The organism is Actinophytocola sp. NPDC049390 (genome assembly GCF_044466355.1).
Lineage (GTDB): Bacteria > Actinomycetota > Actinomycetes > Mycobacteriales > Pseudonocardiaceae > Actinophytocola.
This window is the reverse complement of the sequence record NZ_JBITMQ010000002.1, coordinates 655322-679806: the sequence shown is the minus strand read 5'-3', so window position 1 is coordinate 679806 and position 24485 is coordinate 655322. Positions and strand designations below refer to the sequence as shown.

General features: G+C 71.3%; 26 protein-coding genes. 17 read left to right on the top strand and 9 right to left on the bottom strand.

Features of this window, described 5'->3' with window-relative positions; genetic code table 11:
* Positions 1-111: 111 nt before the first annotated feature.
* From ACIBVP_RS09330 to ACIBVP_RS09310, 5 genes are read left to right on the top strand one after another with little or no spacing between them, the layout of a single operon-like run.
* On the top strand, positions 112-1197 hold the full coding sequence (locus ACIBVP_RS09330; RefSeq protein ID WP_396105547.1) for an S-(hydroxymethyl)mycothiol dehydrogenase: 1086 nt from the start codon (positions 112-114) through the stop codon (positions 1195-1197).
* 1 nt (position 1198) lies between these two features.
* Positions 1199-1822: an MBL fold metallo-hydrolase gene (locus tag ACIBVP_RS09325; protein ID WP_396105546.1), complete on the top strand. Its 624-nt coding sequence runs from the start codon at positions 1199-1201 to the stop codon at positions 1820-1822.
* Positions 1823-1870: 48 nt separating this feature from the next.
* The gene (locus ACIBVP_RS09320; protein WP_396105545.1) at positions 1871-2677 is read left to right on the top strand and encodes a class I SAM-dependent methyltransferase; all 807 of its coding nucleotides are present in this window, start codon (positions 1871-1873) and stop codon (positions 2675-2677) included.
* A gap of 55 nt (positions 2678-2732) precedes the next feature.
* A complete protein-coding gene (locus ACIBVP_RS09315) occupies positions 2733-3980 on the top strand; it encodes an aspartate aminotransferase family protein (protein WP_396105544.1) in 1248 nt (415 codons plus the stop codon).
* A gap of 12 nt (positions 3981-3992) precedes the next feature.
* Complete coding sequence (locus ACIBVP_RS09310; protein WP_396105543.1) at positions 3993-4694, top strand: transporter substrate-binding domain-containing protein; 702 nt, start codon at positions 3993-3995, stop codon at positions 4692-4694.
* Here the strand turns inward: ACIBVP_RS09310 and ACIBVP_RS09305 are convergent.
* The 7 genes from ACIBVP_RS09305 to ACIBVP_RS09275 form a co-directional block, all read right to left on the bottom strand.
* A complete protein-coding gene (locus ACIBVP_RS09305; RefSeq protein ID WP_396105542.1) occupies positions 4664-5614 on the bottom strand; it encodes an SRPBCC family protein in 951 nt (316 codons plus the stop codon). The genes ACIBVP_RS09310 and ACIBVP_RS09305 overlap by 31 nt on opposite strands.
* On the bottom strand, positions 5611-5922 hold the full coding sequence (locus ACIBVP_RS09300; RefSeq protein WP_396105541.1) for an ArsR/SmtB family transcription factor: 312 nt from the start codon (positions 5920-5922) through the stop codon (positions 5611-5613). The genes ACIBVP_RS09305 and ACIBVP_RS09300 overlap by 4 nt, the downstream gene beginning before the upstream one ends.
* Before the next feature lie 33 nt (positions 5923-5955).
* Entirely contained in the window at positions 5956-6786 is an 831-nt protein-coding gene (locus tag ACIBVP_RS09295) for a ketose-bisphosphate aldolase (protein WP_396105540.1), read from the bottom strand.
* Positions 6767-7711 (bottom strand): 1-phosphofructokinase family hexose kinase, encoded by a 945-nt coding sequence (locus ACIBVP_RS09290; protein ID WP_396105539.1) that lies wholly within the window; start codon positions 7709-7711, stop codon positions 6767-6769. The genes ACIBVP_RS09295 and ACIBVP_RS09290 overlap by 20 nt, the downstream gene beginning before the upstream one ends.
* Complete coding sequence (locus ACIBVP_RS09285) at positions 7705-8610, bottom strand: ROK family protein (protein WP_396105538.1); 906 nt, start codon at positions 8608-8610, stop codon at positions 7705-7707. Before ACIBVP_RS09285 ends, ACIBVP_RS09290 begins: the two co-directional genes overlap by 7 nt.
* Before the next feature lie 70 nt (positions 8611-8680).
* Complete coding sequence (gene dmpG / locus ACIBVP_RS09280; protein WP_396105537.1) at positions 8681-9691, bottom strand: 4-hydroxy-2-oxovalerate aldolase; 1011 nt, start codon at positions 9689-9691, stop codon at positions 8681-8683.
* Positions 9688-10632, bottom strand: a complete 945-nt coding sequence (locus ACIBVP_RS09275; RefSeq protein ID WP_396105536.1) for an acetaldehyde dehydrogenase (acetylating) — start codon at positions 10630-10632, stop codon at positions 9688-9690. The genes dmpG and ACIBVP_RS09275 overlap by 4 nt, the downstream gene beginning before the upstream one ends.
* Before the next feature lie 82 nt (positions 10633-10714).
* Here ACIBVP_RS09275 and ACIBVP_RS09270 point away from each other — a divergent pair, with 82 nt between their 5' ends.
* The 6 genes from ACIBVP_RS09270 to ACIBVP_RS09245 all read left to right on the top strand — a co-directional run bounded on the left by ACIBVP_RS09270 (position 10715) and on the right by ACIBVP_RS09245 (position 18377).
* Positions 10715-11482 (top strand): IclR family transcriptional regulator, encoded by a 768-nt coding sequence (locus ACIBVP_RS09270; protein WP_396105535.1) that lies wholly within the window; start codon positions 10715-10717, stop codon positions 11480-11482.
* A gap of 26 nt (positions 11483-11508) precedes the next feature.
* Positions 11509-12111, top strand: coding sequence for a TetR/AcrR family transcriptional regulator (locus tag ACIBVP_RS09265; protein WP_396105534.1), 603 nt, complete (start codon positions 11509-11511; stop codon positions 12109-12111).
* 107 nt (positions 12112-12218) lie between these two features.
* A complete protein-coding gene (locus ACIBVP_RS09260) occupies positions 12219-12776 on the top strand; it encodes a hypothetical protein (protein ID WP_396105533.1) in 558 nt (185 codons plus the stop codon).
* Between the two features lies 1 nt (position 12777).
* Positions 12778-14196: a dihydrolipoyl dehydrogenase family protein gene (locus ACIBVP_RS09255; protein WP_396105532.1), complete on the top strand. Its 1419-nt coding sequence runs from the start codon at positions 12778-12780 to the stop codon at positions 14194-14196.
* 244 nt (positions 14197-14440) lie between these two features.
* Complete coding sequence (locus ACIBVP_RS09250) at positions 14441-17164, top strand: beta-L-arabinofuranosidase domain-containing protein (protein ID WP_396105531.1); 2724 nt, start codon at positions 14441-14443, stop codon at positions 17162-17164.
* A gap of 118 nt (positions 17165-17282) precedes the next feature.
* A complete protein-coding gene (locus ACIBVP_RS09245) occupies positions 17283-18377 on the top strand; it encodes a cellulose binding domain-containing protein (protein WP_396105530.1) in 1095 nt (364 codons plus the stop codon).
* A gap of 62 nt (positions 18378-18439) precedes the next feature.
* Here the strand turns inward: ACIBVP_RS09245 and ACIBVP_RS09240 are convergent, their stop codons facing one another.
* A complete protein-coding gene (locus ACIBVP_RS09240) occupies positions 18440-18961 on the bottom strand; it encodes a hypothetical protein (protein WP_396105529.1) in 522 nt (173 codons plus the stop codon).
* Positions 18962-18969: 8 nt separating this feature from the next.
* Positions 18970-19836: a VOC family protein gene (locus ACIBVP_RS09235; RefSeq protein WP_396105528.1), complete on the bottom strand. Its 867-nt coding sequence runs from the start codon at positions 19834-19836 to the stop codon at positions 18970-18972.
* Between the two features lie 97 nt (positions 19837-19933).
* On the opposite strand from ACIBVP_RS09235, the gene ACIBVP_RS09230 reads away from it, so the two are divergent.
* The 6 genes from ACIBVP_RS09230 (at position 19934) to gvpJ (ending at position 24482) form a co-directional block, all read left to right on the top strand.
* Entirely contained in the window at positions 19934-20887 is a 954-nt protein-coding gene (locus ACIBVP_RS09230) for an Lrp/AsnC family transcriptional regulator (RefSeq protein WP_396105527.1), read from the top strand.
* A 48-nt stretch (positions 20888-20935) separates the two neighbouring features.
* On the top strand, positions 20936-21751 hold the full coding sequence (locus tag ACIBVP_RS09225) for a class I SAM-dependent methyltransferase (protein WP_396105526.1): 816 nt from the start codon (positions 20936-20938) through the stop codon (positions 21749-21751).
* Between the two features lie 307 nt (positions 21752-22058).
* Entirely contained in the window at positions 22059-22187 is a 129-nt protein-coding gene (locus ACIBVP_RS09220) for a hypothetical protein (RefSeq protein ID WP_396105525.1), read from the top strand.
* Between the two features lie 407 nt (positions 22188-22594).
* Complete coding sequence (locus tag ACIBVP_RS09215; protein WP_396105524.1) at positions 22595-23149, top strand: hypothetical protein; 555 nt, start codon at positions 22595-22597, stop codon at positions 23147-23149.
* A gap of 5 nt (positions 23150-23154) precedes the next feature.
* The gene (locus ACIBVP_RS09210; protein ID WP_396105523.1) at positions 23155-24093 is read left to right on the top strand and encodes an SRPBCC family protein; all 939 of its coding nucleotides are present in this window, start codon (positions 23155-23157) and stop codon (positions 24091-24093) included.
* Complete coding sequence (gene gvpJ / locus ACIBVP_RS09205; protein ID WP_396105522.1) at positions 24090-24482, top strand: gas vesicle protein GvpJ; 393 nt, start codon at positions 24090-24092, stop codon at positions 24480-24482. Before ACIBVP_RS09210 ends, gvpJ begins: the two co-directional genes overlap by 4 nt.
* Positions 24483-24485 lie beyond the last annotated feature (3 nt).

The following is a 24485-nucleotide window of genomic DNA, read 5'->3' as shown; positions in this document are numbered from 1 at the left end:
GCACCGACAATTTTCTGGATCCGTGCCACAGCGCCCGCTCGCTCCCTGCCCTCGGGCGTCCGGGCTGGTAGAAGTTACCCATACGTGACGACGCATGGGAAAGGGCGGCACATGGCTCAGGAGGTACGGGGCGTCATCGCCCGGTCGAAGGGTGCTCCGGTGGAGATCGCGACGGTCGTCGTGCCGGACCCGGGGCCGGGGGAGGCGGTGGTGAAGGTCCAGGCCTGCGGGGTCTGCCACACCGACCTGCACTACCGCGAGGGTGGCATCAACGACGAGTTCCCGTTCCTGCTCGGGCACGAGGCCGCCGGCGTCGTCGAGTCGGTCGGGGACGGGGTGACCGACCTCGAGCCCGGTGACTTCGTGATCCTCAACTGGCGTGCCGTGTGCGGCACCTGCCGTGCCTGCCTGCGTGGGCGGCCGTGGTACTGCTTCGCCACGTTCAACGCCGCGCAGCCGATGACGCTCACCGACGGGACCGCGCTGTCGCCCGCGCTGGGCATCGGCGCGTTCGCCGAGAAAACTCTCGTCCACAGTGGACAATGTACGAAGGTGGACCCGACCGCGTCGCCCGCCGCGGTGGGCCTCCTCGGCTGCGGGGTCATGGCGGGCATCGGCGCCGCCGTGAACACCGGCGGGGTGACCCGCGGGGACAGCGTCGCTGTCATCGGCTGCGGCGGCGTCGGCAACGCGGCCATCGCGGGCGCGAAGCTCGCCGGTGCCACGAAGATCATCGCCGTCGACCTCGACGACCGGAAACTGGCCTGGGCCAAGGGTTTCGGCGCCACGCACACCGTCAACGCGGGCCAGGGCGACGTGGTCGAGGCGGTGCGGGAGCTGACCGGCGGGTTCGGCGCGGACGTGGTGATCGAGGCGGTCGGGCGGCCGGAGACGTGGCGGCAGGCGTTCTACGCCCGCGACCTCGCCGGGACCGTGGTGCTCGTCGGCGTGCCCACCCCGGACATGCGCCTCGAGATGCCGATGATCGACTTCTTCTCCCGGGGCGGTTCGCTCAAGTCCAGCTGGTACGGCGACTGCCTGCCGTCCAGGGACTTCCCGTACCTCGTCGACCTGTACCAGCAGGGGCGGCTGGACCTGGACGCGTTCGTCACCGAGAAGATCGCGCTGGACCAGGTGGAGGACGCGTTCACCAAGATGCACCACGGCGACGTGCTGCGGTCCGTGGTGGTGTTCTGACATGCGGGTGCAGAAGGTCGTCACGTCCGGCACGTTTCACCTCGACGGCGGCGAGTGGGAGGTCGACAACAACGTCTGGCTCCTCGGCGACGACGAGCAGGTGCTGGTGATCGACGCCGCCCACGACGCCGCCGCGATCGCCGAGGCCGTCGGTGGCCGGGAGGTGCTCGCGATCGCGTGCACCCACGCGCACGACGACCACGTCAACGCCGCGCCAGAGCTGGCCGAGCTGACGGGCGCGCCGGTGCTGCTGCACCCGGCCGACGACGTGCTGTGGCGCCTCGCCCACGATGAGGATCGCCCGGCGGACACGTTGTCGGACGGGGACGTCCTGCGGGTCGGCGGCGCCGAGATCCGCGTGCTCCACACCCCCGGCCACGCGCCGGGCGCGGTGTGCTTCCACGTCCCCGACCTCGGTGTCGTCTTCACCGGCGACACCCTGTTCCAGGGCGGTCCCGGTGCAACCGGCCGGTCCTATTCGGACTTCCCGACGATCGTCGACTCGATCCGCGGGAAACTCCTGACCCTGCCGGCGGACACCGTCGTCCACACCGGCCACGGCGACGACACGACGATCGGCGCGGAGGCCCCGCACCTGGAGGAGTGGCTCGCCCGCGGTCACTGACCCGGAAATGGCTCGCGGGCGGGGCGGTGCTCTGGCACTGTCCCGCCCGTGGACTACCTGGCCATCAACAAGGCGAACTGGGACGAACGCGCACCGGCGCACGCCGCGTCGGCCATGTACGGGCTCGACCGGTTCGCCGACCCCGCCCACCTGAGCGACATCGTCCGGTTCGACCTGCCCCTGCTCGGGGACGTCACCGGTCTGCGCGGCGTGCACCTGCAGTGCCACATCGGCACCGACACCGTCTCGCTCGCCCGCCTCGGCGCCCGCATGACCGGCCTCGACCTGTCCCCGGCCTCGCTGAAGGAGGCGCGGCGGCTGGCGGAGGCGGCGGGCGCGGACGTCGACTTCCACGAGGCCGACGTCCACGACGCGGTCGACGTCCTCGGTGCGGGCCGGTTCGACCTCGTCTACACCGGCATCGGCGCGCTCTGCTGGTTGCCGGACGTCGCGCGGTGGGCGCGGGTCGTGGCCGGGCTGTTGCGGCCCGGCGGACGGTTGTTCGTCCGGGAGGGCCACCCGATGCTGATGACCCTCGGCGACGACCTGCGGCCGCACTACCCGTACTTCGAGACCGACGAGCCGATCGTCGAGGAGGACGCCGGGACCTACACCGGCGACGGCACGGAGTTCGCCAGCCGGACCACGCACTGCTGGGACCACGGTCTCGGCGAGACGATCACCGGGTTGCTCGCCGCCGGGATGCGCCTGACCGGGCTCGTCGAGCACGACAGCGTGCCGTGGAACGCGCTGCCGGGCCACATGACCGCCGACGACCAGGGCGAATGGCGGCTGACCGACCGGCCGGGCGCGCTGGCGGCGACGTTCACCCTCCAGGCCGTGAAGGAAGGGTAGCCACCGGCCCGACCCGTTCCGTAGGATTGTCGACAATCCGCGGGAAGGTGTGCTGATGGCTGAGTTGTCCCCCATCCTCAAGCAGGCGACGCCCGTGCTCGCCGAGCGCGGCGAGGGCGTGTACCTCTACGGCGAGGACGGGCGCCGGTATCTGGACTTCACCGCCGGTATCGGCGTGACCAGCACCGGGCACTGCCATCCGCGCGTCGTCGAGGCCGTGCGGGAGCAGGCCGGGAAGCTGATCCACGGCCAGTACACGACGGTGATGCACCGGCCGCTGCTGACGCTGTCGGAACGGCTCTCCGAGGTGCTGCCCACCGGGCTGGACTCGCTGTTCTTCGTGAACTCGGGCAGTGAGGCGGTCGAGTCGGCGCTGCGGCTGTCCCGGCACGCCACCGGGCGGCCGAACGTCGTGGTGTTCCACGGCTCGTTCCACGGCCGCACGATCGGCGCCGCCTCCATGACCACCTCGGCGACCAAGTTCCGGGCCGGGTTCGCGCCGCTCATGGGCGGCGTCGTGGTCTCGCCGTTCCCGACCGCCTACCGGTACGGCTGGAGCGAGGAGGAGGCCACGCGGTTCGCGCTGCGCGAGCTGGACTACACGCTGCAGACGCTGACCTCGCCCGCCGAGACCGCCGCGTTCTTCGTCGAGCCGGTGCTCGGCGAGGGCGGGTACGTGCCCGCGAACAGCGCGTTCCTGCGCGGCCTGCGCGAACGGGCCGACAAGCACGGCATCCTGCTGGTGGTCGACGAGGTCCAGACCGGGTTCGGGCGCACCGGCCGGTTCTGGGGCCACGACCACTTCGACGTCCGGCCCGACGTCCTGATCACCGCCAAGGGGCTGGCCAGCGGGTTCCCGCTGTCGGCGATCGCCGCGTCCAAGGACCTCATGGCCAAGGCGTGGCCGGGGTCGCAGGGCGGCACGTACGGCGGGAACGCCATCGCCTGCGCCGCCGCGATCGCCACGCTCGACGTCGTGCTGTCCGAGGGGCTCGTCGAGAACGCCGCCACCCAGGGCGCGCGGCTGCGGGAGGGGCTCGCGAAGGTCGCGGCGGACGTGCCCGCCATCGGCGACGTGCGTGGGCTGGGCCTGATGCTGGGCAACGAGTTCGTGGACCGGGGCGGGGAGCCCGACCCGGCGGCCGCCGCGCGGGTGCAGCAGGCGGCCGCCGCGTCCGGGTTGTTGCTGCTGACCTGCGGCGCGGCGGGCAACGTCGTGCGGATGATCCCGCCGCTCGTGGTGTCCGCCGACCAGATCGACGAGGGGCTCGCCCTGTGGCGGGAGGCTGTCGCGGCGGTCTGAGATCCTCTGCTGGTGATCACCGAGGACCTGGCGCCCACGGGCGTGCTGCGTGCGTCGATCAACCTGGGCAACCCCGTGCTCGCGCAGGGCACGCTCGACGCACCCAGTGGCGTGACCGTCGACATCGCCCGCGAGCTGGGCAGGCGGCTCGGCGTGCCCGTGGAGCTGGTGACCTTCGACGCGGCCCGCCGGTCGTTCGAGGCGGTGACGAGCGGGCGCGCCGACATCTGCTTCCTCGCGATCGAGCCGAAACGTGCCGAGGAGGTGGCGTTCACCGCGCCGTACGTGCTGATCGAGGGCGTGTACGCGGTGCGGGCGGCCTCGTCGATCACCGCACCGGACGAGGTGGACCGGCCGGGTGTGCGGGTCGGGGTGAACGAGGGGTCGGCCTACGACCTCTACCTCACCCGCACGCTCCGGCACGCCACCCCCGTGCGCGGCGAGGACGGGACCACGGTCTTCCGCGAGCAGGGCCTCGAGGTGGCGGCGGGCGTCCGGCAGCCCATGACCGCCTACGTCGCGGAGCATCCGGACCTGCGGCTGCTGGAGCCGCGGTTCATGGAGATCCGCCAGGCGCTCGGCACCACGAGGTCACGCGAGCCGGAGACGGTCGCCTTCCTGTCCGAGCTGATCGAGGAGCTGAAGGCGAGCGGGTTCGTCGCCGACGCGCTGCGGCGTGCCGGTCAGGACGACGGGCTGGTCGCGTCCGCGTAGTGCTTGACCATCTCGGCGATCCGCTCCTCCGGCCAGGCGCGGCGCACGTCACCCTGGGTGGCGGCGAAGAACAGCTCCAGCCGCAGGTGCCAGGCGGCCATCGCGTGCGGCACGACGTCGGCGAGACGCTCGGGCACGGTCTGCGTCAGCTCAACCCGCACGCCGAGCTTCGGGTCGGAGAACAGCTCCCACCGGACCGTGCCCGCGGGTTCGCCGTCGTGCAGCCACTCGTATGCCAGCACCGCCGGCGCCTCGGCCCTGGTCACGCGCCCGGGCGGCACGGTCTCGTTCGTGGCGCGCACCGGCGGCGTCGCACCGACCTGGGCGCCCTCGGTCAGCACCGCCCACACGTCCGCGGGCGGCTTCCACACCAGGTCGCGGACGAACCGGATCTCCCAGCCGTTGGCGGTGCGGGTGGCCGCGCCCTCGTCGAGGCCGAACTTCGCCAGGTAGTGCTCCGCGCGGGAGAGCCAGTCGGCGTCCTCGGGGACGGCGGCGCCGCCGAGCCGCGCGACCAGGGCGTCGAGACAGGCGTCCCAGCCCGCGGCCGTGCGCCCGGCGGCCAGGAACCCGGTCGCGCCGCCGCCGATCGTCTGGGTGAACACCAGCAGGCAGCCGTCGCCGTCCGGGATCAGCTCGACGCGGATGACGTCGGTGTTCCAGCGGAACATGAACACCTTCGGCTCGTCGACCTCCAGCACCTCGCCGTCCCACTCGCCGTCGACCGGTGCCTCGTCGGCGAAGGTGAACCGCATCGGCGCGCCGGGGCGCAGCTCGGCCTCGACCGCCGCCGGGAACCAGTGCACCAGCTCGGCCGGGTCGGTGACCGCGCGCCAGACCTTGGCGGGGGAGTGTCGCAACCGCCGCTCGAACCGCAGCGTGGGTTCCCCGTTGACCGTGTGCAGCGTCGCCTCGCTCATGACCCCTCCATCGTGTCCAGGTGACGTTCGAGGGCGTCCAGGCTGTCCGTCCACATGCGACGGTACGGTGCGAGCCACGCGTCGATCTCCGCGAGCGGCGCCGGGCGCAGCCGGTACCACCGGCGTTGCGCGTCCTGGCGGGCCTCGACCAGGCCCGCGCTCCTGAGCACCTTCAGGTGCTTCGACACCGTGGGCTGCGCCAGATCCAGGCGCTCGACCAGGTCGCCGACGAGCCGTTCGCCGTCACGCAGGAGGTCGAGGATCTCCCGGCGGCGCGGCTCGGCCAGCACCTCGAACGTTGATGCCATACGAGGAATATAGCCCTATGGGCATATAGCGTGTCAAGCGCCGAGGACCGCCAGCAGTCGTGCCACCTCGGCCGCCACCGCGTCCCGGCCCGCGCCGAGGTACTTCCGCGTGTCCACGACGGCCGGGTTCGCCTCCAGGTAGGCGCGGACCGCCGCCGTGAACGCCTTGTTCAGCTGCGTCGCGATATTGATCTTCGTCATGCCCGCCCGGACCGCGCGCCGCAGGTCGTCGTCGGGCACGCCGGACGAGCCGTGCAGCACCAGCGGCACCGGCACGGTCGCGCGCAGCCGCTCGATCAGTCCGACGTCGACGGTCGCGTCGCGGGTGAGCATCGCGTGCGACGTGCCGACCGCCACGGCCAGCGCGTCGACACCGGTGGCCGCGACGTACGCGGCCGCCTCGTCCGGGTCCGTCCGCGCGCCCGGCGCGTGCACGCCGTCCTTGCCGCCGACCTCGCCCAGCTCCGCCTCGACGTACACGCCGTGCTCGTGGCAGTGCCGCACGACGTCCGTCGTCGCCGCCACGTTGTCCACATAGGACATCACGGACGCGTCGTACATGACCGAGCCGAACCCGAGCCGCACCGCCTCGTGGACGAGCGCGACGTCGGTGGCGTGGTCGAGGTGCACGGCCACCGGCGCGGTGGACGAACCGGCCACGGCGAGCGTGGCCCGCGCGATCGGTTCGAGCGCGCCGTGGTACCGCACGGCGTTCTCGCTGATCTGCAGCACGACCGGCGCACCGGCCTTCTCCGCGCCAGCCACGAGTGCCTCGGCGTGCTCGACCTGGATCACGTTGAACGCGCCGACACCACGGCCGTCCGCGCGTGCGGCGGAGATGATGTCAGCGGTCGGCGCGAGCATCCAGTGCCTCCACGGTGATGGCCGGCCGCAGCCGGGTGTAGGTGTCGGGGTCGATGTCGCCCGCGAGCGGGCAGGGGACCGCGGCCGCGGAGATCGCGACCGCCTCCGCGAGCCGGTCGGGCCACTCGAGTGCGCGTCCGGCGGCGAGCGCGGCGACGCACGCGTCACCCGCCCCGGTCGGGTTGCCGCGCAACTCCTCCGGCACCCGCACCCGCCAGGAACCCTCGTGCGACACGGCGATCATGCCGTCCGGCCCGAGTGAGGCGACGACCGCGTGCGCGCCCCGGTGAAGCAGCGCGCGGGCACCCGCGACGGGGTCGTCGAGCCCGGTCGCCTCGATCAGCTCGTGGGCGTTCGGCTTCACCACCGACGGCCGCGCGGCGACGCCCGCGAGCAGCGGCGGCCCGGACGTGTCGAGGATGACCGGTGTCGGGGTGGCGCGGATCAGCTGCGCGTACGCGTCGTCGGGCAGGCCGGGCGGCAGGCTGCCGGACAGCACGACGACCGAGGCGCGCGCCGCGAGCGCGTGGTAGCCGCCGACGAAGTCCGCCCAGTCCGAAATGGACACCCGGGGGCCCGGTTCGTTCACCGCGGTCGCGGCCCCGTCCGACACGATCGTGACCGTGCGCCGCGACGGGCCCGCCATGTCGAACAGCGCCTCGCGCAGCCCGGAGACGAGCACGTCGGCGCGGATCGCGTTGCCGGTCTCACCGCCGACGAGCCCGGTGACCATGGTCTCGTGGCCGAGCGCGTGCAGGACACGCGCGACGTTGACGCCCTTGCCGCCCGCGCGCATGTCGGTCGCGGTGGGCCGGTGCGAGTGCCCGAGCCGCAGCGACGGCACCTGGTAGGTGACGTCGAGCGCGGCGTTCAGCGTGACCGTCAGGATGTGTTGATGGTTCGCTCCGCGAGCTCCGCTCAGCACGCCGCGGCCCGCCACGCGAGGATGCCCGCGCCGATGCAGCCCGCGTTGTCGCCGAGCTTCGCGCGCACGAGCGTCGGCCGTCGCTGGAACGCGAGGCGGCCTTCGAGCGCCTCCCGCAGCGGCGTCATCAACGTGTCGCCGGACTCGGACAGCCCGCCGCCGATCGCGATGGTCTCCGGCGCCAGCAACGTGATCGCGGTCGTGAGCGCCGTCGCGAGACCGTCGACCGCCCGCGCCCAGACGGCGAGCGCGTCCGGCTCACCGGCGACGACGGCGGCGGCCACGTCCGCGGCCCGGTCGACCGTCCTCCCGCTGCGCTCGCTGTAGTTGCGGGCGATGAACGCGGCCGACGCCACGGTCTCCAGGCAGCCGCGGGTGCCGCACCCGCACACCTTCCCGTCCGGGTCGACGACGATGTGCCCGATCTCGCCCGCGTACCCGTCGGCGTCCAGCCGGTGCCCGTCGACGAGCACCGCGGCGGCGATGCCGGTGCCGATCGGCATGAACATCGCGTTCCGCGCCCCGGTCGCGGCGCCGACGGTGAACTCGGCGAGCCCACCGGTCCGCACGTCGTGCCCGAGCGCGACGGGGATGCCCGCCGCGTCGGTGAGCCGGTCCCGCAGCGGCAGGTCGCGCCAGCCGAGGTTGACCGCGGCCCGCGCGATGCCGAGCCGCTCGTCGATGATCCCCGGCGCGGCGACCCCGACGCCGACGACGGTCGCGTCCCCGGCCTTGCCCCGGAGCTCGTCGATCAGCTCCACGATCTGGGCGACGTCAACGGAGCCGTCCACGCGGCGGGTCGGGGTGCGCAGCGTGTGCACCACGTGCAGGTCCTCGGCCACGAGGGCCGACTTGATCGACGTGCCTCCGATGTCGATGGCCGCGACGAGCCGGTCCATGCCACCGCCTTCCCAGGTCGTTGAGGGGATACCGACCCGAGTCTAGATATCGCCCACGGCGGTGGGTGCGTCAGTTCCCCGAGGCAGCGAGGTCGAGCGCGATGTCGGTGATCATGTCCTCCTGGCCGCCGACCATGCCGCGGCGGCCCGCTTCGACGAGGATCGCGCGGGTGTCCAGGCCGTAGCGCGCCGCCGCGGTCTCGGCGTGGCGCAGGAAGCTGGAGTAGACACCCGCGTAGCCGAGGCTCAGGGTTTCGCGGTCGACCCGGACCTCGCGGTCCTGCAGCGGCCGCACCAGCTCGTCGGCGGCGTCCATCAGCCGGAACAGGTCGCACCCGTGGTCCCAGCCGGTCAGGTCGGCGACGGCGACGAAGGCCTCGATCGGGCAGTTGCCCGCGCCCGCGCCCTGCCCGGCGAGGGAGGCGTCCACCCGGACCGCTCCGTGCTCGACCGCGACCACGCTGTTGGCGACGCCGAGGGCGAGGTTGTGGTGGGCGTGGATGCCGACCTGCGTCTCCGGTGCCAGTGCGTCCCGGTAGGCGCGGACACGGTCGCGGACGCCGTCCATCGTGAGGCGGCCGCCGGAGTCGGTGACGTAGACGCAGTGCGCGCCGTAGGACTCCATGAGCGTGGCCTGCCGCGCCAGCTCGGCCGGCTCGGCGAGATGGGCCATCATCAGGAACCCGGCCACGTCCATGCCCAGCTCACGCGCGGCGCCGATGTGCTGCGCGGAGATGTCGGCCTCGGTGCAGTGCGTGGCGACCCGCACCGACCGGACGCCGAGGCGGTGCGCCTGCCGCAGGTCGTGCAGGGTGCCGATGCCGGGCAGCAGCAACGTGGTCGGGACGGCCTGGCGCGTGACGTCGCAGACCGCCTCGAGCCACTCCCAGTCGGTGTGCGCGCCGACGCCGTAGTTGATGCTGGAGCCGGACAGCCCGTCCCCGTGCGCGATCTCGACGGCGGCGACGCCCGCCGCGTCCAGTGCCGCCGCGATCGCGCGCACCTGCTCGACCGTGTAGCGGTGCCGGATCGCGTGCATGCCGTCCCGCAGCGTCACGTCCTGGACGTACAGTTCCGTCATCGGACTGCCTCCTCGCGGTGTGCGGCGATGTGCTCGGCGGTCCGCAGCGCGGCCGAGGTCATGATGTCGAGGTTGCCCGCGTAGGCGGGCAGGTAGTGCGCGGCGCCCTCGACCTCGAGGAACACCGAGACCTTGACCGCGCCGGCGGGGGCGGCGGGCGGGACCAGCCGGTGCAGCGGGTCGTCGGTGGTCACGGACTCGAACTGGACCTTCTGCTTGAGCCGGTAGCCGGGCACGTAGGCCTGTACCCGTCCGACCATCTCCTCGATGGACGCGGTGACGGCCTCGGTGTCCACACCGGACACGAGGCAGTGCACGGTGTCGCGCATGATCAGCGGGGGCTCGGCGGGGTTGAGGACGATGATCGCCTTGCCGCGCGCGGCCCCGCCGACCCGCTCGATCGCCGACGCGGTGGTCTCGGTGAACTCGTCGATGTTGGCCCGCGTGCCCGGGCCCGCCGAGCGGGAGGCGATGGACGCGACGATCTCGCCGTAGTGCACCGGGGTCACCGCGCCGACGGCGGCCACGATGGGGATGGTGGCCTGCCCGCCACAGGTGACCATGTTGACGTTGGGGGCGTCGACGTGTTCGCCGAGGTTGACCGGCGGCACGACGTAGGGCCCGAGCGCCGCGGGCGTGAGGTCGACGACCGTCCGGCCCAGTGCCCGCAGGACCTCGTCGTGACGCCGGTGCGCGCCGGCCGACGTCGCGTCGAAGACGTACCGGACGTCGGCGAACTCGTCCAGCCGCACGAGCCCGTCGACGCCGTCGTGCGTGGTGGCGACCTTGAGGCGGCGGGCCCGGGCCAGCCCGTCGGAGCCCGGGTCGATCCCGGCCATGGCGGCGATGTCGAACCGCTCCGAGAGGCGCCGCACCTTGATCATGAGGTCCGTGCCGATGTTGCCCGAGCCGATGATCGCCACCTTCGTGCGGTCGCTCATGACGCGTTTTCCCTTCCGGGCGGTGGGACGGGGATCGCCCAGATATTGGCCCGGGGCGTTCGACTGCGCCAATATCTGTTCCGTGACACGGAACCGCGCGGCCGGAAACATGCTCGACAAGACGATGGCGATCCTGGACGTCTATCGGCCGGATGGCGGTGCGTTCCGTCTGACAGAACTCGCGACCGCGGCGGGCCTGAGCAAGACCACCACGTTCCGCCTCGTCGGCGACCTCGTCCGCCTCGGCCTGCTGGAGCGCGAGGGGGAGTGGTACCGGCTGGGCGGCACGCTGTTCGAGCTGGGCTCGCTCGTGCCGCGCAGGCACGACCTTCGCGAGACCGCGCTGCCGTTCCTGCAGGACCTGTTCGAGAGCACTCGCCAAACCGTCCACTTCGGTATCCGCGACGACCGCGACGTCGTGTACCTCGAACGCATCCACGGCCACGACGCCATCGCGCTGCCGTCCCGGATCGGTGGCAGGCTGCCGCTTTCCTGTACGGCGATCGGCAAGGCGCTGCTCGCGTTCTCGGGGCCCGAGCTGACGGACGCCGTCCTCGCGGACCCGCTGCCGCGGCTCACGTCCTTCTCGGTCACCGATCCGCTCCGCCTGCGCACGGCACTGGAACAGACCCAGGTGTCCGGGCTCGCGTACGAGGAACAGGAAGCGGTGCTCGGCATCAGCTGCATCGCGGCCCCGGTGTTCTCCGGCGCCTCGGCCGTCGCGGCCCTGTCGGTGGCCGTCCCGCGCGAGCAGTTCCGGCCCGCTCACCTCGCGCCGGCGGTGCGCACGGCCGCGCTGGGGTTGTCGCGGACGCTGCGCGAGCCGGGCGCTTCGCGCAGACGAGACTGACCGTTCTATCTGCTAGGCTCGGTCCGATGGCGGTCAACACTCGAGGTCAGGTCTCCGAAGCGCGAGCGAGGCTGCTCGCGACGGCCACGCGGATCTTCTACGCGGAGGGCCTGCACGCCGTGGGGATCGACCGGATCGTCGCGGAGGCGAAGGTCACCCGTGCCACGCTGTACCGGCACTTCGCCAGCAAGGACGAGCTCGTCGTCGCGTACCTGCAGGGCGTCTCCGACATGGAGCGCGCAGCGGTCGAGGCTCTCGCGGGCGATCTCCCGGCGGCCGACATCCTCCGCGCCATCGCCCGGTCGATCGCCGAGGGCATCCGGTCGGCCCACTTCCGCGGCTGCGCCTTCCTCAACGCGGTCGCGGAGTACCCGGACCCCGACCACCCCGTGCACCGAACCGTTCTGGCTCACCGCGAATGGTTCCTGCGCACCGTCACGGACCTGCTCGCCCAGGTCGGCGACGCGCCACCGGAGCTCGCGGGCCGGCACTTCGTGATGCTGCGAGACGGCGCGATGGCCTCGGGGTGCCTGTCCAACCCGGCGGAGGTCTGCGACACGTTCCTCCAGGGCGTCGAGGGGCTCCTGCGGCTCCGGATCGACTCCGCGTCGATCGACCGCGCAAGGTAGAACGTTCGGTCTTGACATCGAGTGGGTCCGCTCGCCATGCTGAAGGAGATAGAACGTTCGGTCTTGTTCGGGTCGCGTCCTCTCCGTTCCGCATCGAAGGGATCACCGTGACCACCGTTGACTCACCCGCCGCCGTAGCGATCGCGCCCGCGTTGCGCAGGCTGTACTTCGTGCGGTTCGCGTTCGCCATCGTCTGGGCGGCGCTCCTGTTCCTCACCGCGGCGCGGCTCGGGCCGCTCGGCGTCGCCCTGCTCGTCGTGTACCCGCTGTTCGACGTCGCGGCGGCGGTCGTGGACGCCCGTTCGTCCCACGCCACCCGTTCGGTTCGCGGCCTGTACGCGAACATCGCGATCAGCCTGCTGGCCGCCATCGGGCTGGCGGTCGCCGGCGCCTCCGGGGTGCCCGCGGTCCTGCGCGTGTGGGGTGCCTGGGCGATCGTCGCCGGGCTGGTCCAGCTGATCGTGGCGGTCGGCCGCCGCGCCATGGGCGGTCAGTGGCCGATGATCCTCAGTGGCGGCATCTCGGTGCTTGCCGGCGGGTCCTTCATCGTCGGGGCCGCCGCGGCGAACCCGACCCTGACCAACGTGGCGGGCTACGCCGTCGTCGGCGGCGTCTTCTTCCTCGTCTCGGCGATCCGCCTCGGCCGCGCCACCCAGGGGAACTGACGTGACCACCTACGACGTCGTCGTCATCGGCGCCGGCCCGGTCGGGGAGAACGTCGCGGACCGGGTCGTCCAGGGCGGCCTGACCGCTGCCGTCGTCGAGCGGGAGCTGGTCGGGGGCGAGTGCTCCTACTGGGCCTGCATGCCGACCAAGGCGTTGCTGCGCAGCGGGGCGGCACTGCGTGCGGCTCGGCAGGTGCCCGGTGCGCGCGAAGCGGTGACCGGTGACCTGGACGCCGCGGCCGTACTCCGCCGTCGTGACTCCTTCGCCTCGAACTGGCGTGACGACGGCCAGGTGGCGTGGCTCGCACAGGTGGGTGTGCCGCTGTACCGGGGACACGGCCGGATCAGCGGCGCCCGGGTCGTCGAGGTGACCGGCGAGGACGGCACCACGACGGCGCTGACCGCGCGGCACGCGGTCGTCGTCGCGACGGGGAGCGGCGCGCTGGTCCCGGACGTCGACGGTCTTCGTGAGGCGGCGCCGTGGACCAGCCGGGAAGCGGTCGCGGCGAGCGAGGTGCCCGGCCGGCTCGCCATCATCGGTGGTGGGGTGGTGGCGTCGGAGATGGCGACCGCGTTCGCCGGCCTGGGGTCGTCGGTGACGGTGCTGGCCCGCGACGGCGTGCTGCACCTCGCCGAGCCGTTCGCCGGCGAACGGGTCACGAAGTCCTTGCGGGACAAGGGGGTCTCGGTGCGCGTCGGGGCCGAGGCCGTGGCGGTGAAACGCGACGACGACGGCACGGTGGCCATCACGCTCGCCACCGGCGAACAGATCGACGCCGACGAACTCCTCGTCGCCGTCGGCCGCACCCCGAACACCCGCGACATCGGACTGGACACCGTCGGTCTGACGCCGGGCGCCTGGCTCGCGGTCGACGACACGATGCGGGTCGCCGGGATCGGTGCCGGGTGGCTCTACGCCGCCGGGGACGTGAACCGGCGCGTTCTGCTGACACACCAAGGGAAGTACCAGGCCCGTGCGGTCGGCGACGTCATCGTGGCGCGCGCGAAGGGCGAACCGGTCGACGACGGCCGGTGGGGCAGGCACGTGGCGACCGCCGACGAGCGTGCGGTGCCACAGGTGGTGTTCACCGATCCGGAGGTCGCGTCCGTGGGCCTGACCGCGGCCGCCGCCGAGGCGGCCGGGCTGCGAATCCGGGTCCTCGACCACGACCTGGCGGCCACCGCCGGGGCCGCACTGCACGCCGAGGGCTACCAGGGGCACGCCCGGATGGTGGTCGACGAGGACCGGAAGGTGATCGTCGGGTGCACCCTCGTCGGCCCGGACGTCGCGGAAATGCTGCACGCGGCGACGATCGCCGTGGTCGGCGAGGTGCCGCTGGACCGGCTCTGGCACGCGGTCCCGGCGTTCCCGACCGTCAGCGAGGCGTGGCTGCGGCTGCTGGAGGCCTACGGTCGCTGACGCTGTTAGCGCTAACAGTTCGAACGTGAAAATAGCCTGGTCAACAGGTCTCTGTAACGTTCTGTAGGAGATCATCACGTGGTGAGCGCTCACATTTTTCGCGTCGTGAGCGTTGACGTCGGGTCCGCGGGCTGGCTACATTCGGTTGGCCGGATCCGCTCGGCGGCGCGGACCCTCAACAACCAGTGGCAGTTCTTCACGGGCTACCGCTTCGACCTCACCCCGCCCCAGCCAGGAGCAGACGATGTCGTTGTCCTTCAGCCGTCGCCGGATGTTGCGGGCGACGGGGGTCGCCGCCGCCGCGACCACCATGCCCTCCCTGTTCAGCGGCGTGGCCGCCGCGGTCGTCCCACCGGTCCGGCAGGACATCGGGGTGGCCGCGCACCCCTTCGACCTCGGGCAGGTGCGCCTGTCCGCGGGCCGGTGGCTGGACAACCAGAACCGGACGTTGACGTACCTGCGGTTCGTCAACGTCGACCGGCTGCTGTACAACTTCCGCGCCAACCACCGGCTGTCCACGAACGGCGCGGCGCCGCTGGGTGGCTGGGAGGCGCCGGACTTCCCGTTCCGCACGCACAGCCAGGGGCATTTCCTGACCGCCTGGGCGCAGGCCTACGCGGTGCTGGGGGACACGACCTGCCGGGACCGGGCCAACCACGTGGTCGCCGAACTCGCCAGGTGCCAGGCGAACAACGCGGCAGCGGGATTCAACACCGGCTACCTGTCGGGCTTCCCGGAGTCCGACCTCGACGCCATGGAGGCGGGGTCACCCCGGTCGGTGTCCTGGTACTCGCTGCACAAGACCCTGGCCGGGCTCCTGGACGTGTGGCGGTACACCGGCAGCACGCAGGCCAGGGACGTGTTGCTGCGGTTCGCGGGCTGGGTCGACTGGCGCACCGGGCGACTGTCCTACGCCACGATGCAACGGGTGCTGGGCACCGAGTTCGGCGGGATGAACGCCGTGCTCACCGACCTGTACCAGCAGACCGGCGACACAAGGTGGCTCACCGCGGCGCAGCGGTTCGACCACGCGGCCGTGTTCGACCCCCTCGCGGCCAACCAGGACCGGCTGAGCGGACTGCACGCCAACACCCAGGTGCCGAAGTGGGTCGGCGCGGCACGCGAGTACAAGGCGACCGGCACCACCCGCTACCGCGACATCGCCCTCAACGCGTGGCACATCACGGTCGGCGCGCACACGTACGTCATCGGCGGCAACAGCCAGGCCGAGCACTTCCGCGCCCCGAACGCCATCGCCGCGTTCCTCGACACCGACACCGCGGAGGCGTGCAACACCTACAACATGCTCAAGCTCACCCGAGAACTGTGGCTGCTGGACCCGAACCGTGCCGCGTACTTCGACTACTACGAGTCCGCGCTGCTCAACCACCTCATCGGCCAGCAGAACCCGGCCGACCCGCACGGGCACATCTGCTACTTCACCGGACTCAACCCCGGCCACCGGCGCGGCAGCCAGGGACCGGCGTGGGGCGGCGGCACCTGGAGTACCGACTACACCACGTTCTGGTGCTGCCAGGGCACCGCGCTGGAGACGAACACCAAGCTCGCCGACTCGATCTACTTCCACGACGGCACGACACTCACCGTCAACCTGTACACCCCGTCGGTGCTGACGTGGACCGCGCGAGGGATCACGGTCACCCAGACCACCGGCTACCCGGCCTCGGACACCACCACCCTGACCGTCACCGGCGACGTCGGCGGCTCGTGGACCATGCGGCTGCGCATCCCCGCGTGGACCACCGGGGCGACCGTGAGCGTCAACGGCGTGAACCAGAACGTCACCACGACGCCCGGCACCTACGCCGCGCTCACCCGGTCGTGGACGTCCGGCGACACCGTCACGCTCCGGCTGCCGATGCGCGTGATCATGCGTGCCGCCAACGACAACGCCGGGGTGCGGGCCATCACCTACGGGCCCGCCGTCCTGTCGGGCGACTACGGCAACACCGCGCTGTCCGCGCTGCCGTCGCTCAACGTCGAGTCCATCACCCGGACCAGCACGTCCACGCTCGCGTTCACCGCGACCGCGAACGGGGCGACGGTCAACCTCGGCCCGTTCCACGACGCCCACGGCCACAACTACACCGTCTACTGGAACACGGGCGGTGCCGCGGACTCCGGCTACCGGCTGTTCAACGCGGCCAGTGGCCTCGTGCTCGGCGTCGAGAACATGTCGACGGCGGACGGCGGGCTCGCTGTGCAGTGGGGCGACACCGGCACCGCCGACCACAACTGGCAGGTCGTCGCCGACGGCGGCGCGGTGAAGCTCCGCAACCTCAACAGCGGCAAGGTCCTCGGTGTCGAGAACATGTCCACCGCGGACAACGCCCGCGTGCTGCAGTGGAGCGACAACGGCACCGCCGACCACCGCTGGACCGTCGTCGACAACGGCGACGGCACGCACGAACTCCGCAACGCCAACAGCGGCAAGCTGCTCGGCATCCTGGGCGGGTCCACCGCCGCGGGTGCGCGGGCCGTCCAGGACTCCGACAACGGCAGCCCGGACAACCGGTGGCGGTTCGTGCCGGTGGGTGCCCGCCGGATCCGGAACCTGGCGAGCGGCCTCGTCATCGGCGTGCGGGACATGTCCACAGCAGACGGTGGCCTCGCCATCACCTGGGACGACAACGGCACGGCCGACCACCTGTGGACCGCGTTGCCCGATCCCGACGGCTGGTTCCGGTTGCGCAACAGTCACAGCGGCAAGGTGCTCGGCGTCGAGAACGCCGCCGACCGCAACGGCGCCAAGCTGCTGCAGTGGGCGGACAACGGCACCAGCGACCACAGGTGGCGCCTGCGCCACGTCGCCGACGGCTGGTTCCGCATCCAGTGCGGCAACGGCGGCCGGGTGGTCGACGTCAACGGCGGCGCCACCACCCGAGACGCCCAACTCGTCCTCTGGGACGACAACGGCTCGGCCGGCCAACGATGGCGGTTCGTCTAGCGGCCCCAGGGGCGGAAGCACCAGCCGCTCTTGCCATTCCGCGGTGAAGGCGCAACCATGTTGAGAGCAATACTGGGAGCGCTCCCAGTCAGCCCCCCGCGGTCAACGAGGAGTTGCGATGAGGCGTCTCGTACGGGCCATTCTGTTCGTCAGCGTTCTGGTCGGCGGGATGACCGCCGTGGTCGCACCCCAGCCCGCCCAGGCGGTCGTGACGTGCGAGAAGTACGGCACGGTCGCCATTCAGGGTGGCCGGTACAACGTCCAGAACAACGTGTGGGGTGCGGACACCGCCCAGTGCGTGGACACCACCACGTCCGGGTTCCGAATCACCCAGGCCAACCACAACAACCCGACCAACGGGGCGCCCGCGGCGTACCCGTCGGTGTATTTCGGTTGTCACTACGGCAACTGCACCAGTGGCAGCGGCCTGCCGGTGCAGGCCAGTAGTGGCACGTTCGCCGGACTCCGCAGCAGCGTGGCCATGAGCTACCCGTCGTCCGGCACGTGGAACGCGTCCTACGACCTCTGGTTCGACCCCACACCGCGCACCGACGGCCAGAACACCGGTGCGGAGATCATGATCTGGCTCAACCGCCAGGGCTCGATCCAGCCCATCGGGTCGCGGGTCGGCTCGGCCACCCTGGCCGGCGCCACCTGGGACGTCTGGTTCGGCAACATCGGCTGGAACGTGGTGTCGTACGTCCGGACGTCGCCGGCCACGTCGCTCGACTTCACCGTCAACGACTTCTACAGCGACGCGGTCAACCGCGGCCACGCACAGCGGAACTGGTACCTGACCAGCATCCAGGCGGGCTTCGAGCCGTGGATCGGTGGCGCCGGACTCGCGGTCGACAACTTCTCGGTCACGGCGGGCAGCACACCGCCGCCGCCCACCGGGAGCTGCCGTGTCACGTACACACCGAACTCCTGGCAGAACGGGTTCACCGCCGACATCACCGTCACCAACACGAGCGCGAACCAGGTCGGTGGCTGGACACTGGGCTGGACCTTCCCGGGCGACCAGCGGATCACCAACGCCTGGAACGCCGACATCACCCAGAACGGATCCGCGGTCACGGCCCGCAGCGTGACGCACAACGCCGTGATCCCGCCGGGCGGTAGCCAGAGCTTCGGCGTGCAGGGGACCTACTCCGGCACCAACACCGCCCCCGGCGGCTTCACCCTCAACGGCACCGACTGCGCTGTCGGCTGAGGTCGTGCTCGGCATCGGTCTCGGCCGGGGCCGCGGGACACCTTCGTGCGGAACAACGGCCTTCACCGTCCCGAGTGGACAGACCAGTCGCCTCCGTGTTCCGTCCGGCGCCGGGCGTGACCGGCGCCGGCTGTCCAGAGTGCGACAGCGACGAAGAGAGCCTGTTCGGGAACGCGGAACCAGAGCGAAGTTGCTTCGTCGCCGTTGAGCGGCACGTCGGCGAGGTCGGCGTGGATGTTCGCCGGCAGCATGAGCACGAACAACGCGGTCAGGCACATGGCTGCCACGGCGCGGGTCCGGGACACGACGAGCCCCAGCGCGCCGAGCAGTTCGAGTACCCCGGTCAGGTACACCGCCGACGACGGGAACGGCACGAACGGCGGCACCATGGCCACGAGGTCGGCGTGGCTGGGCATCACGGTGACGCTGTCCGGCAGGAAGTGCGCGGTGCCGGTGAAGACGAGCATGACCGCCAGTCCGTGCGCCGCACTGACACGCCAGGAGGCGAACCGGCCGACGCCCAGCGCACCGAGCAACCGGAAGCCCAGGCTGGGGCCGGCCAGGAGAATGAGGGTGGTGAACACGGTGCTCCTCAGGGCGTGGTGAAGAACAGGCCGGCGCCGTAGGTGTCCTGTGCGGACACGAAGAACCCGGTGCCGGTCGACCGGGTGGCGGTGCCGGTGTCGTCGACGATCCGGCGGGCGTAGGCGACGTCGTCGACCAGGATGGTCATGGCCGCCAGGTACGACGGGGCGGGAGCCGGTTCGCCGGGCAGCACCTCGTCGGCGTCCGACGCGCGGATGATCCGCACTTCTCCGCCGGGCAGGTCCAGTACGGCGGTGGGTCCTCTGTGGTCGGGCACGGTCGCCAGGAGCCTGGCGTACCGGTCGACCATCGCGTCGAACCCGTCGTCCTCGGCCACGACCAGCACCGCGCCGAGGCCGCACGCCCCGTTGGGGTGGTCGAGGTGACGTCGCTGGTGCACGTACTGCCGGGTGAGGTGTTGCGCGATGCCCAGGTAGCCCTCCGGCGTCGAGTCCGGGTCGAGGTGTACCGCGCGGGCCCGCACGGTGCGGGTGCCCGCCTCGGTGTCGACGTCACGTTCCAGTTCGAGGACGCCCGAGTTCGGCAACCCCGTCGCGGTGAGCCGCGCCTGGGTCGTCTCCGCGTCGTGGGAGTCGAAGTTGAGCAGCCGGAACCCCTCGCCCATCTGCTTGGTGTGCCAGGGATCCGGAGCGGACTCGTCCACCACGCCCAGCAGTTCGACGTACGAGCCGCCGAACAGCGCGCACTGGTTGGCGGTGCAGCCGTACACGGGCGGCTCGCCGGGCCGCGCGCCGAGCAGGTGCCGCGAGCGCGGGCTCAACGAGAACCCGAACGAGGTGAAGCGGTCGGCCAGCCCGTCGAGGTCACGGGTCACGATCCCGGTGTGGTGGAAGCCGTGGATGTCGGTGGTCATGTGCCGATGGTGCGACGTCGGACCGGCACCCGGTCGCCGATCGCGCCGTGCCCGCCGGAATCCGGCACCGAACTATTCTGATCAGGTGGATTCGGTCATGTTGGACCCGCTCGACCAGCGCCTGCTGCACGCCCTCCAGCTCGACGGCCGCGCTCCCTTCAGCAGGATCGCCGCCGTCCTGGACGTCTCCGACCGCACGGTGGCCCGCCGCTTCGAGCGGCTCCGGGCCGCGGGCGCGATCCGCGTCAGTGCCGTCCCGAACAGCCACGTCGCCGGGCTCGCCGAGTGGCTCGTGCGGATCCGGGTTCGTCCACACGCGACCGCGGGCCTCGCCCGCGCGCTGGCCGAGCGCGCCGACACCGCGTGGGTGACCGTGTTGTCGAGCGGAGTGGAGGTCGCCTGCCTGTTCCGTGTCCCCGACGCCGGTCCGGCGCCGCTCGCGGAGCTGAGCCGGTATCCCCACGCGATCGTCGTGGACGCGCAGCGCGTGCTGCGCCATCTGATGGACCACCGCTGGCGTGGCCGGACGGTGGCGCTCACCGAGGACGAGGTCGCCGCGCTGCGGCCACCGCACCCCGCCGTGCCCGCCCCGGCGCGGCTGACCGACCTGGACCGGCGCCTGTTCCCGGCACTGGCGACTGACGGCCGCGCGACCTACGCGGAGCTCGCCAAGCACGTCGACTGGTCGGAATCCGTCGTGCGCCGACGCTTGGCGCAGCTGCGCGACGCCGCCCTGCTCCAGTTCCACGTGGAGGTCGAACCGGCCCTGTACGGGTTCTCCGCGCAGTGCCTGCTGTGGCTGACGGTCACCCCGTCGATGCTCACCACCGTCGCCGCGCGTCTCGCCGAGAACACCGAGACCGCCTACCTGGGCGCGATCACCGGCGACCACAACCTGCTCGCCGTCGTCATCTGCCGGGACACACGTGCCCTCTACACGCATCTCACCGAACGGATCGGGTCCCTGACGGGCATCGAACGCACCGCGACGGCCGACATCACCGCGTACACGAAACGCTTCGCGCCGAGGGCGCCCGCGATCGCCGGGTAGCCAGAAAATGGCGGTGCGGCCGGTGACCGTACTCCATACGATCCCGGCATGACTGAGGTATCCGACGAAATAATCGAGCACTATCGGTCGATCGACGAGGGATCACGGATCACCGACGGCCATGGCAGACTGGAGTTCGCACGAACCCAGGAGATCGTGCGACGGTACCTGCCCGAGGGCAATCTCCGGGTGCTCGACATCGGCGGGGCCACCGGGGTGCACGCCGCGTGGCTCGCAGCGGACGGTCATCAGGTCGCGTTGTTCGATGTCGTGCCGGAGCACGTGGCCACCGCACAGCGACTGGCCGCCAGTACGTCCGGGATCACCGCGTCCCTGGCCGACGCTCGCAGCCTGCCCGTCGCGGACGCCGACTTCGACGCCGCGCTGGTGCTCGGTCCCCTTTACCACCTCACCGAACGTGATGATCGTCTCGCCGCGCTGCGTGAGGCCCGGCGTGCCGTACGGCCCGGCGGATGGATCTTCGTCGCGGCGATCTCGCGCTTCGCGTCGCTGTTCGACGGTCTGGCCCGAGGTTTCCTGTACGACCCGGAGTTCCAGGGGATCGTGCGCACCGACCTCGCCACCGGCCGGCATCGCAATGACGACAACCACCCAGACTGGTTCACCACCAGCTACTTCCACCACCCCGACGAACTGCGCCAGGAATGCCTCGACGCGGGGCTGCGCGTGATCGACGTGGTGGGTGTCGAAGGGCTCGCGGGCTGGCTGCCCGACCTCGGTGAGCGTTGGAACAGCACAGCGGATCGTGACGTCATTCTCCAGTTCACGCAGGCCGTGGAAAGCGAACCCACATTGCGGGGGCTGAGCAGTCACCTGATCGCGGTCAACCAGACACCGTCATGAGCCGCCGCGTCGGCGGACGGGTGAATCCCTGACCAGGTGCGCCGGCAGCCGGGCGGGCAACTTCGCCTGCCCGTGCCAGCGGTCGTGCCAAGGTGCGTGACACTTTCGTCACCGCGTGCGCCGAACAGAGGAGAGCCTCTCAGGCTCCGGCTGTGCTACCGCAGGGGTGGCGCACCGGGAAGGAGTGGGTTCGGGCAGATCCTGAACCCCGACGTCCGAACCCGCTCCGCTTGTCGGACGTGAAGGAGGTGGCGGGCTGGTCAGGCATCGAGTTGAAGAGCAGTTCTCATCAGTCGGGGAGGACTTCGTGTCGGATTCACCAGCCGCGGTCACGCCGATCTTCGACGAGCTCGTCGCGGAGCTCGGTCAACCGGACCAGCCGGTCCGCGAACCACAGCCGGAGCGTGCCGCGCCGCGGGACGGGTCGTCGGACTGACGACCGCTGCGTCGCCCGGAGGGTCACCGGGCGGCCGATGATCACGATTCCTGGGCGGAGTTGGTGCGCTTGATCGCCGCCGAATCGCCGCTCTGCCATATTTCTCCTACACCACTCCGTCGCGTCGGATGTGATTCGGTGCCCTTCTGCGGGCCCGTGCTGTCGGCGAATTCCTTGCTGTCACCCAACGTGAGCCTGGGTGTGCGGAGCGGGCTGTAGAACGTTTCACGTGGACGTGGGAATCGTCCCGTGTTCTTTTGCTTACTACTCGTGGGTCAAGTGCTGGCATTCGGACGCATTTCTCCGGTTGCGGTTTTCGCGCTGATTGCCGTGGGTACCAGAGTCGACGGCGTCACCTGGTCGTCGAAGCCGGTGCGCAGAGAAGGCAATCAACCAGGAGGACTGGCATGAACTCCAGAACGCGCCTCGCCTGTGGGGTGGCGATCGGGTACCTGCTCGGCCGCACACGCAAGATGCGGCTGGCGCTGATGGTCGCGGGTGTGACGGGCGCGGCCGGCACACCGCGGCAACTGGTGCAACGCGGGCTGAAGCAACTCGGGTCGGTACCCGAGGTCGGCAAGCTCACCACGCTGGCCCGAGGACAGCTCGTCGACGCCGCCAAGACCGCGGCGGTGACGGCGGCCAGCAGCCGGATCGATGCCCTCAACGAGCGACTGCAGGGCGGTCCCGCGCCTGAGGACGACGAGGAGACGCCACGTCGCCCGACCCGCGAGGACCGGGAGGACACCGACGCGGAACCGAGCGCGGAATCGCACGAGGACGAGCGGGACGACGACGAGGAGCCCGCCGAGCCCGCCGAGGACGACGCGAACGAGCGGCCTCGGCCCCGCAGGCGCGCGAGCGGCACCGCCCGGCGGCGCGCGAGCGACTCCGATGACGAGCCGCGCCGGAACAGCGCACGTCGCAGCAGCCGGGCGCCGGTGCGCCGGGCCGGGAGGTGATCGCGATGGTCGCCGACTCCGCCGCGAAGACGGCCAGGAAAACCACCACGAAGGCCACGAGCAAGGCCACGGACAAGGCCACGGACAAGGCCACGGACACCGTGTCCGGTGCCGCGTCGCCGCTGACCGACGCGGTGGGCAGGCTCGCGCGCACGGTCACGACTCGCGCCGCCACCTCGTTGACCGACAAGGTCGGGTCGGCGGCCGGCCGGCTCGGTGAGTACGGCTCCGGCAGCGGGGGCCCGGGCCTGCTGAGCGCCGTCACCGGCACCGAACCCGGCGCGGGCAGGAAAGCCGCGACCGGCGCGGTGAAGGGGGCGCTTTCCGGCGCGGTGGACGGGATCAAGGACAAGATCAGCGGCATGTTCGGCGGCGGTGGCCAGGACAAGATCAAGGTCACCAACATCGTCGAGCACGTCGACGTCGGGGTGCCGGTCGACGTGGCGTACGGCCAGTGGACCCGCTTCACCGACTTCCCCGGTTTCATGAAGAAGGTCGAGCACGTCGAGCAGGTCAGTGACGAGAAGCTGCGCTGGAAGGCGCAGATCTTCTGGTCGCACCGCTCGTGGGAGTCGACCATCGTCGAGCAGGTGCCCGACGAGCGGATCGTGTGGCGGTCCGAGGCGCCCAAGGGCCACGTCGACGGCGCGGTCACCTTCCACGAACTGGCGCCCGACCTGACCCGTGTGCTGCTGGTGCTCGAGTACCACCCCCAGGGACTGTTCGAGCGGACCGGCAACCTGTGGCGGGCTCAGGGACGCAGGGCGCGCCTCGAACTCAAGCACTTCCAACGCCACGTGATGACCAGCACGTTGCTGCACCCCGACGACGTCGAGGGCTGGCGCGGCGAGATCCACGACGGCCAGGTGGTCGACCAGGAAGAGCCGGGCGAGGACGAACCGGCGGACGACACCGAGGCGGGAAGCGAGGAACGCACCGAATGACCACAGCTGTGCAACCGGCCGGTGGCGGCGGCGGTGGGGTCGAGCGCCCCACCTCGTCGAGCCTCGCCGACGTGATCGACACCATTCTGGACAAGGGCCTCGTCATCGACGCCTACGTGCGGGTCTCCCTCGTCGGCATCGAGTTGCTGACGATCGACGCACGCGTCGTCGTGGCCAGTGTGGACACCTACCTGCGGTTCGCGGAAGCGGTGAACCGCCTCGACATCTCGGACAACGACAAGAAGGGCCTGCCCGACCTCGTCGAGGGCATGCAGGAGGGCGGTGCCAAGTCCAAGACCAAGGGTGCGCTCGAGGCCGCGGGGGACAAGCTGCGCGACTTCGTCGGCGACGAGAAGGGCGAGCGGGCCGGGAACCGGGAGAGGAAGTGACCA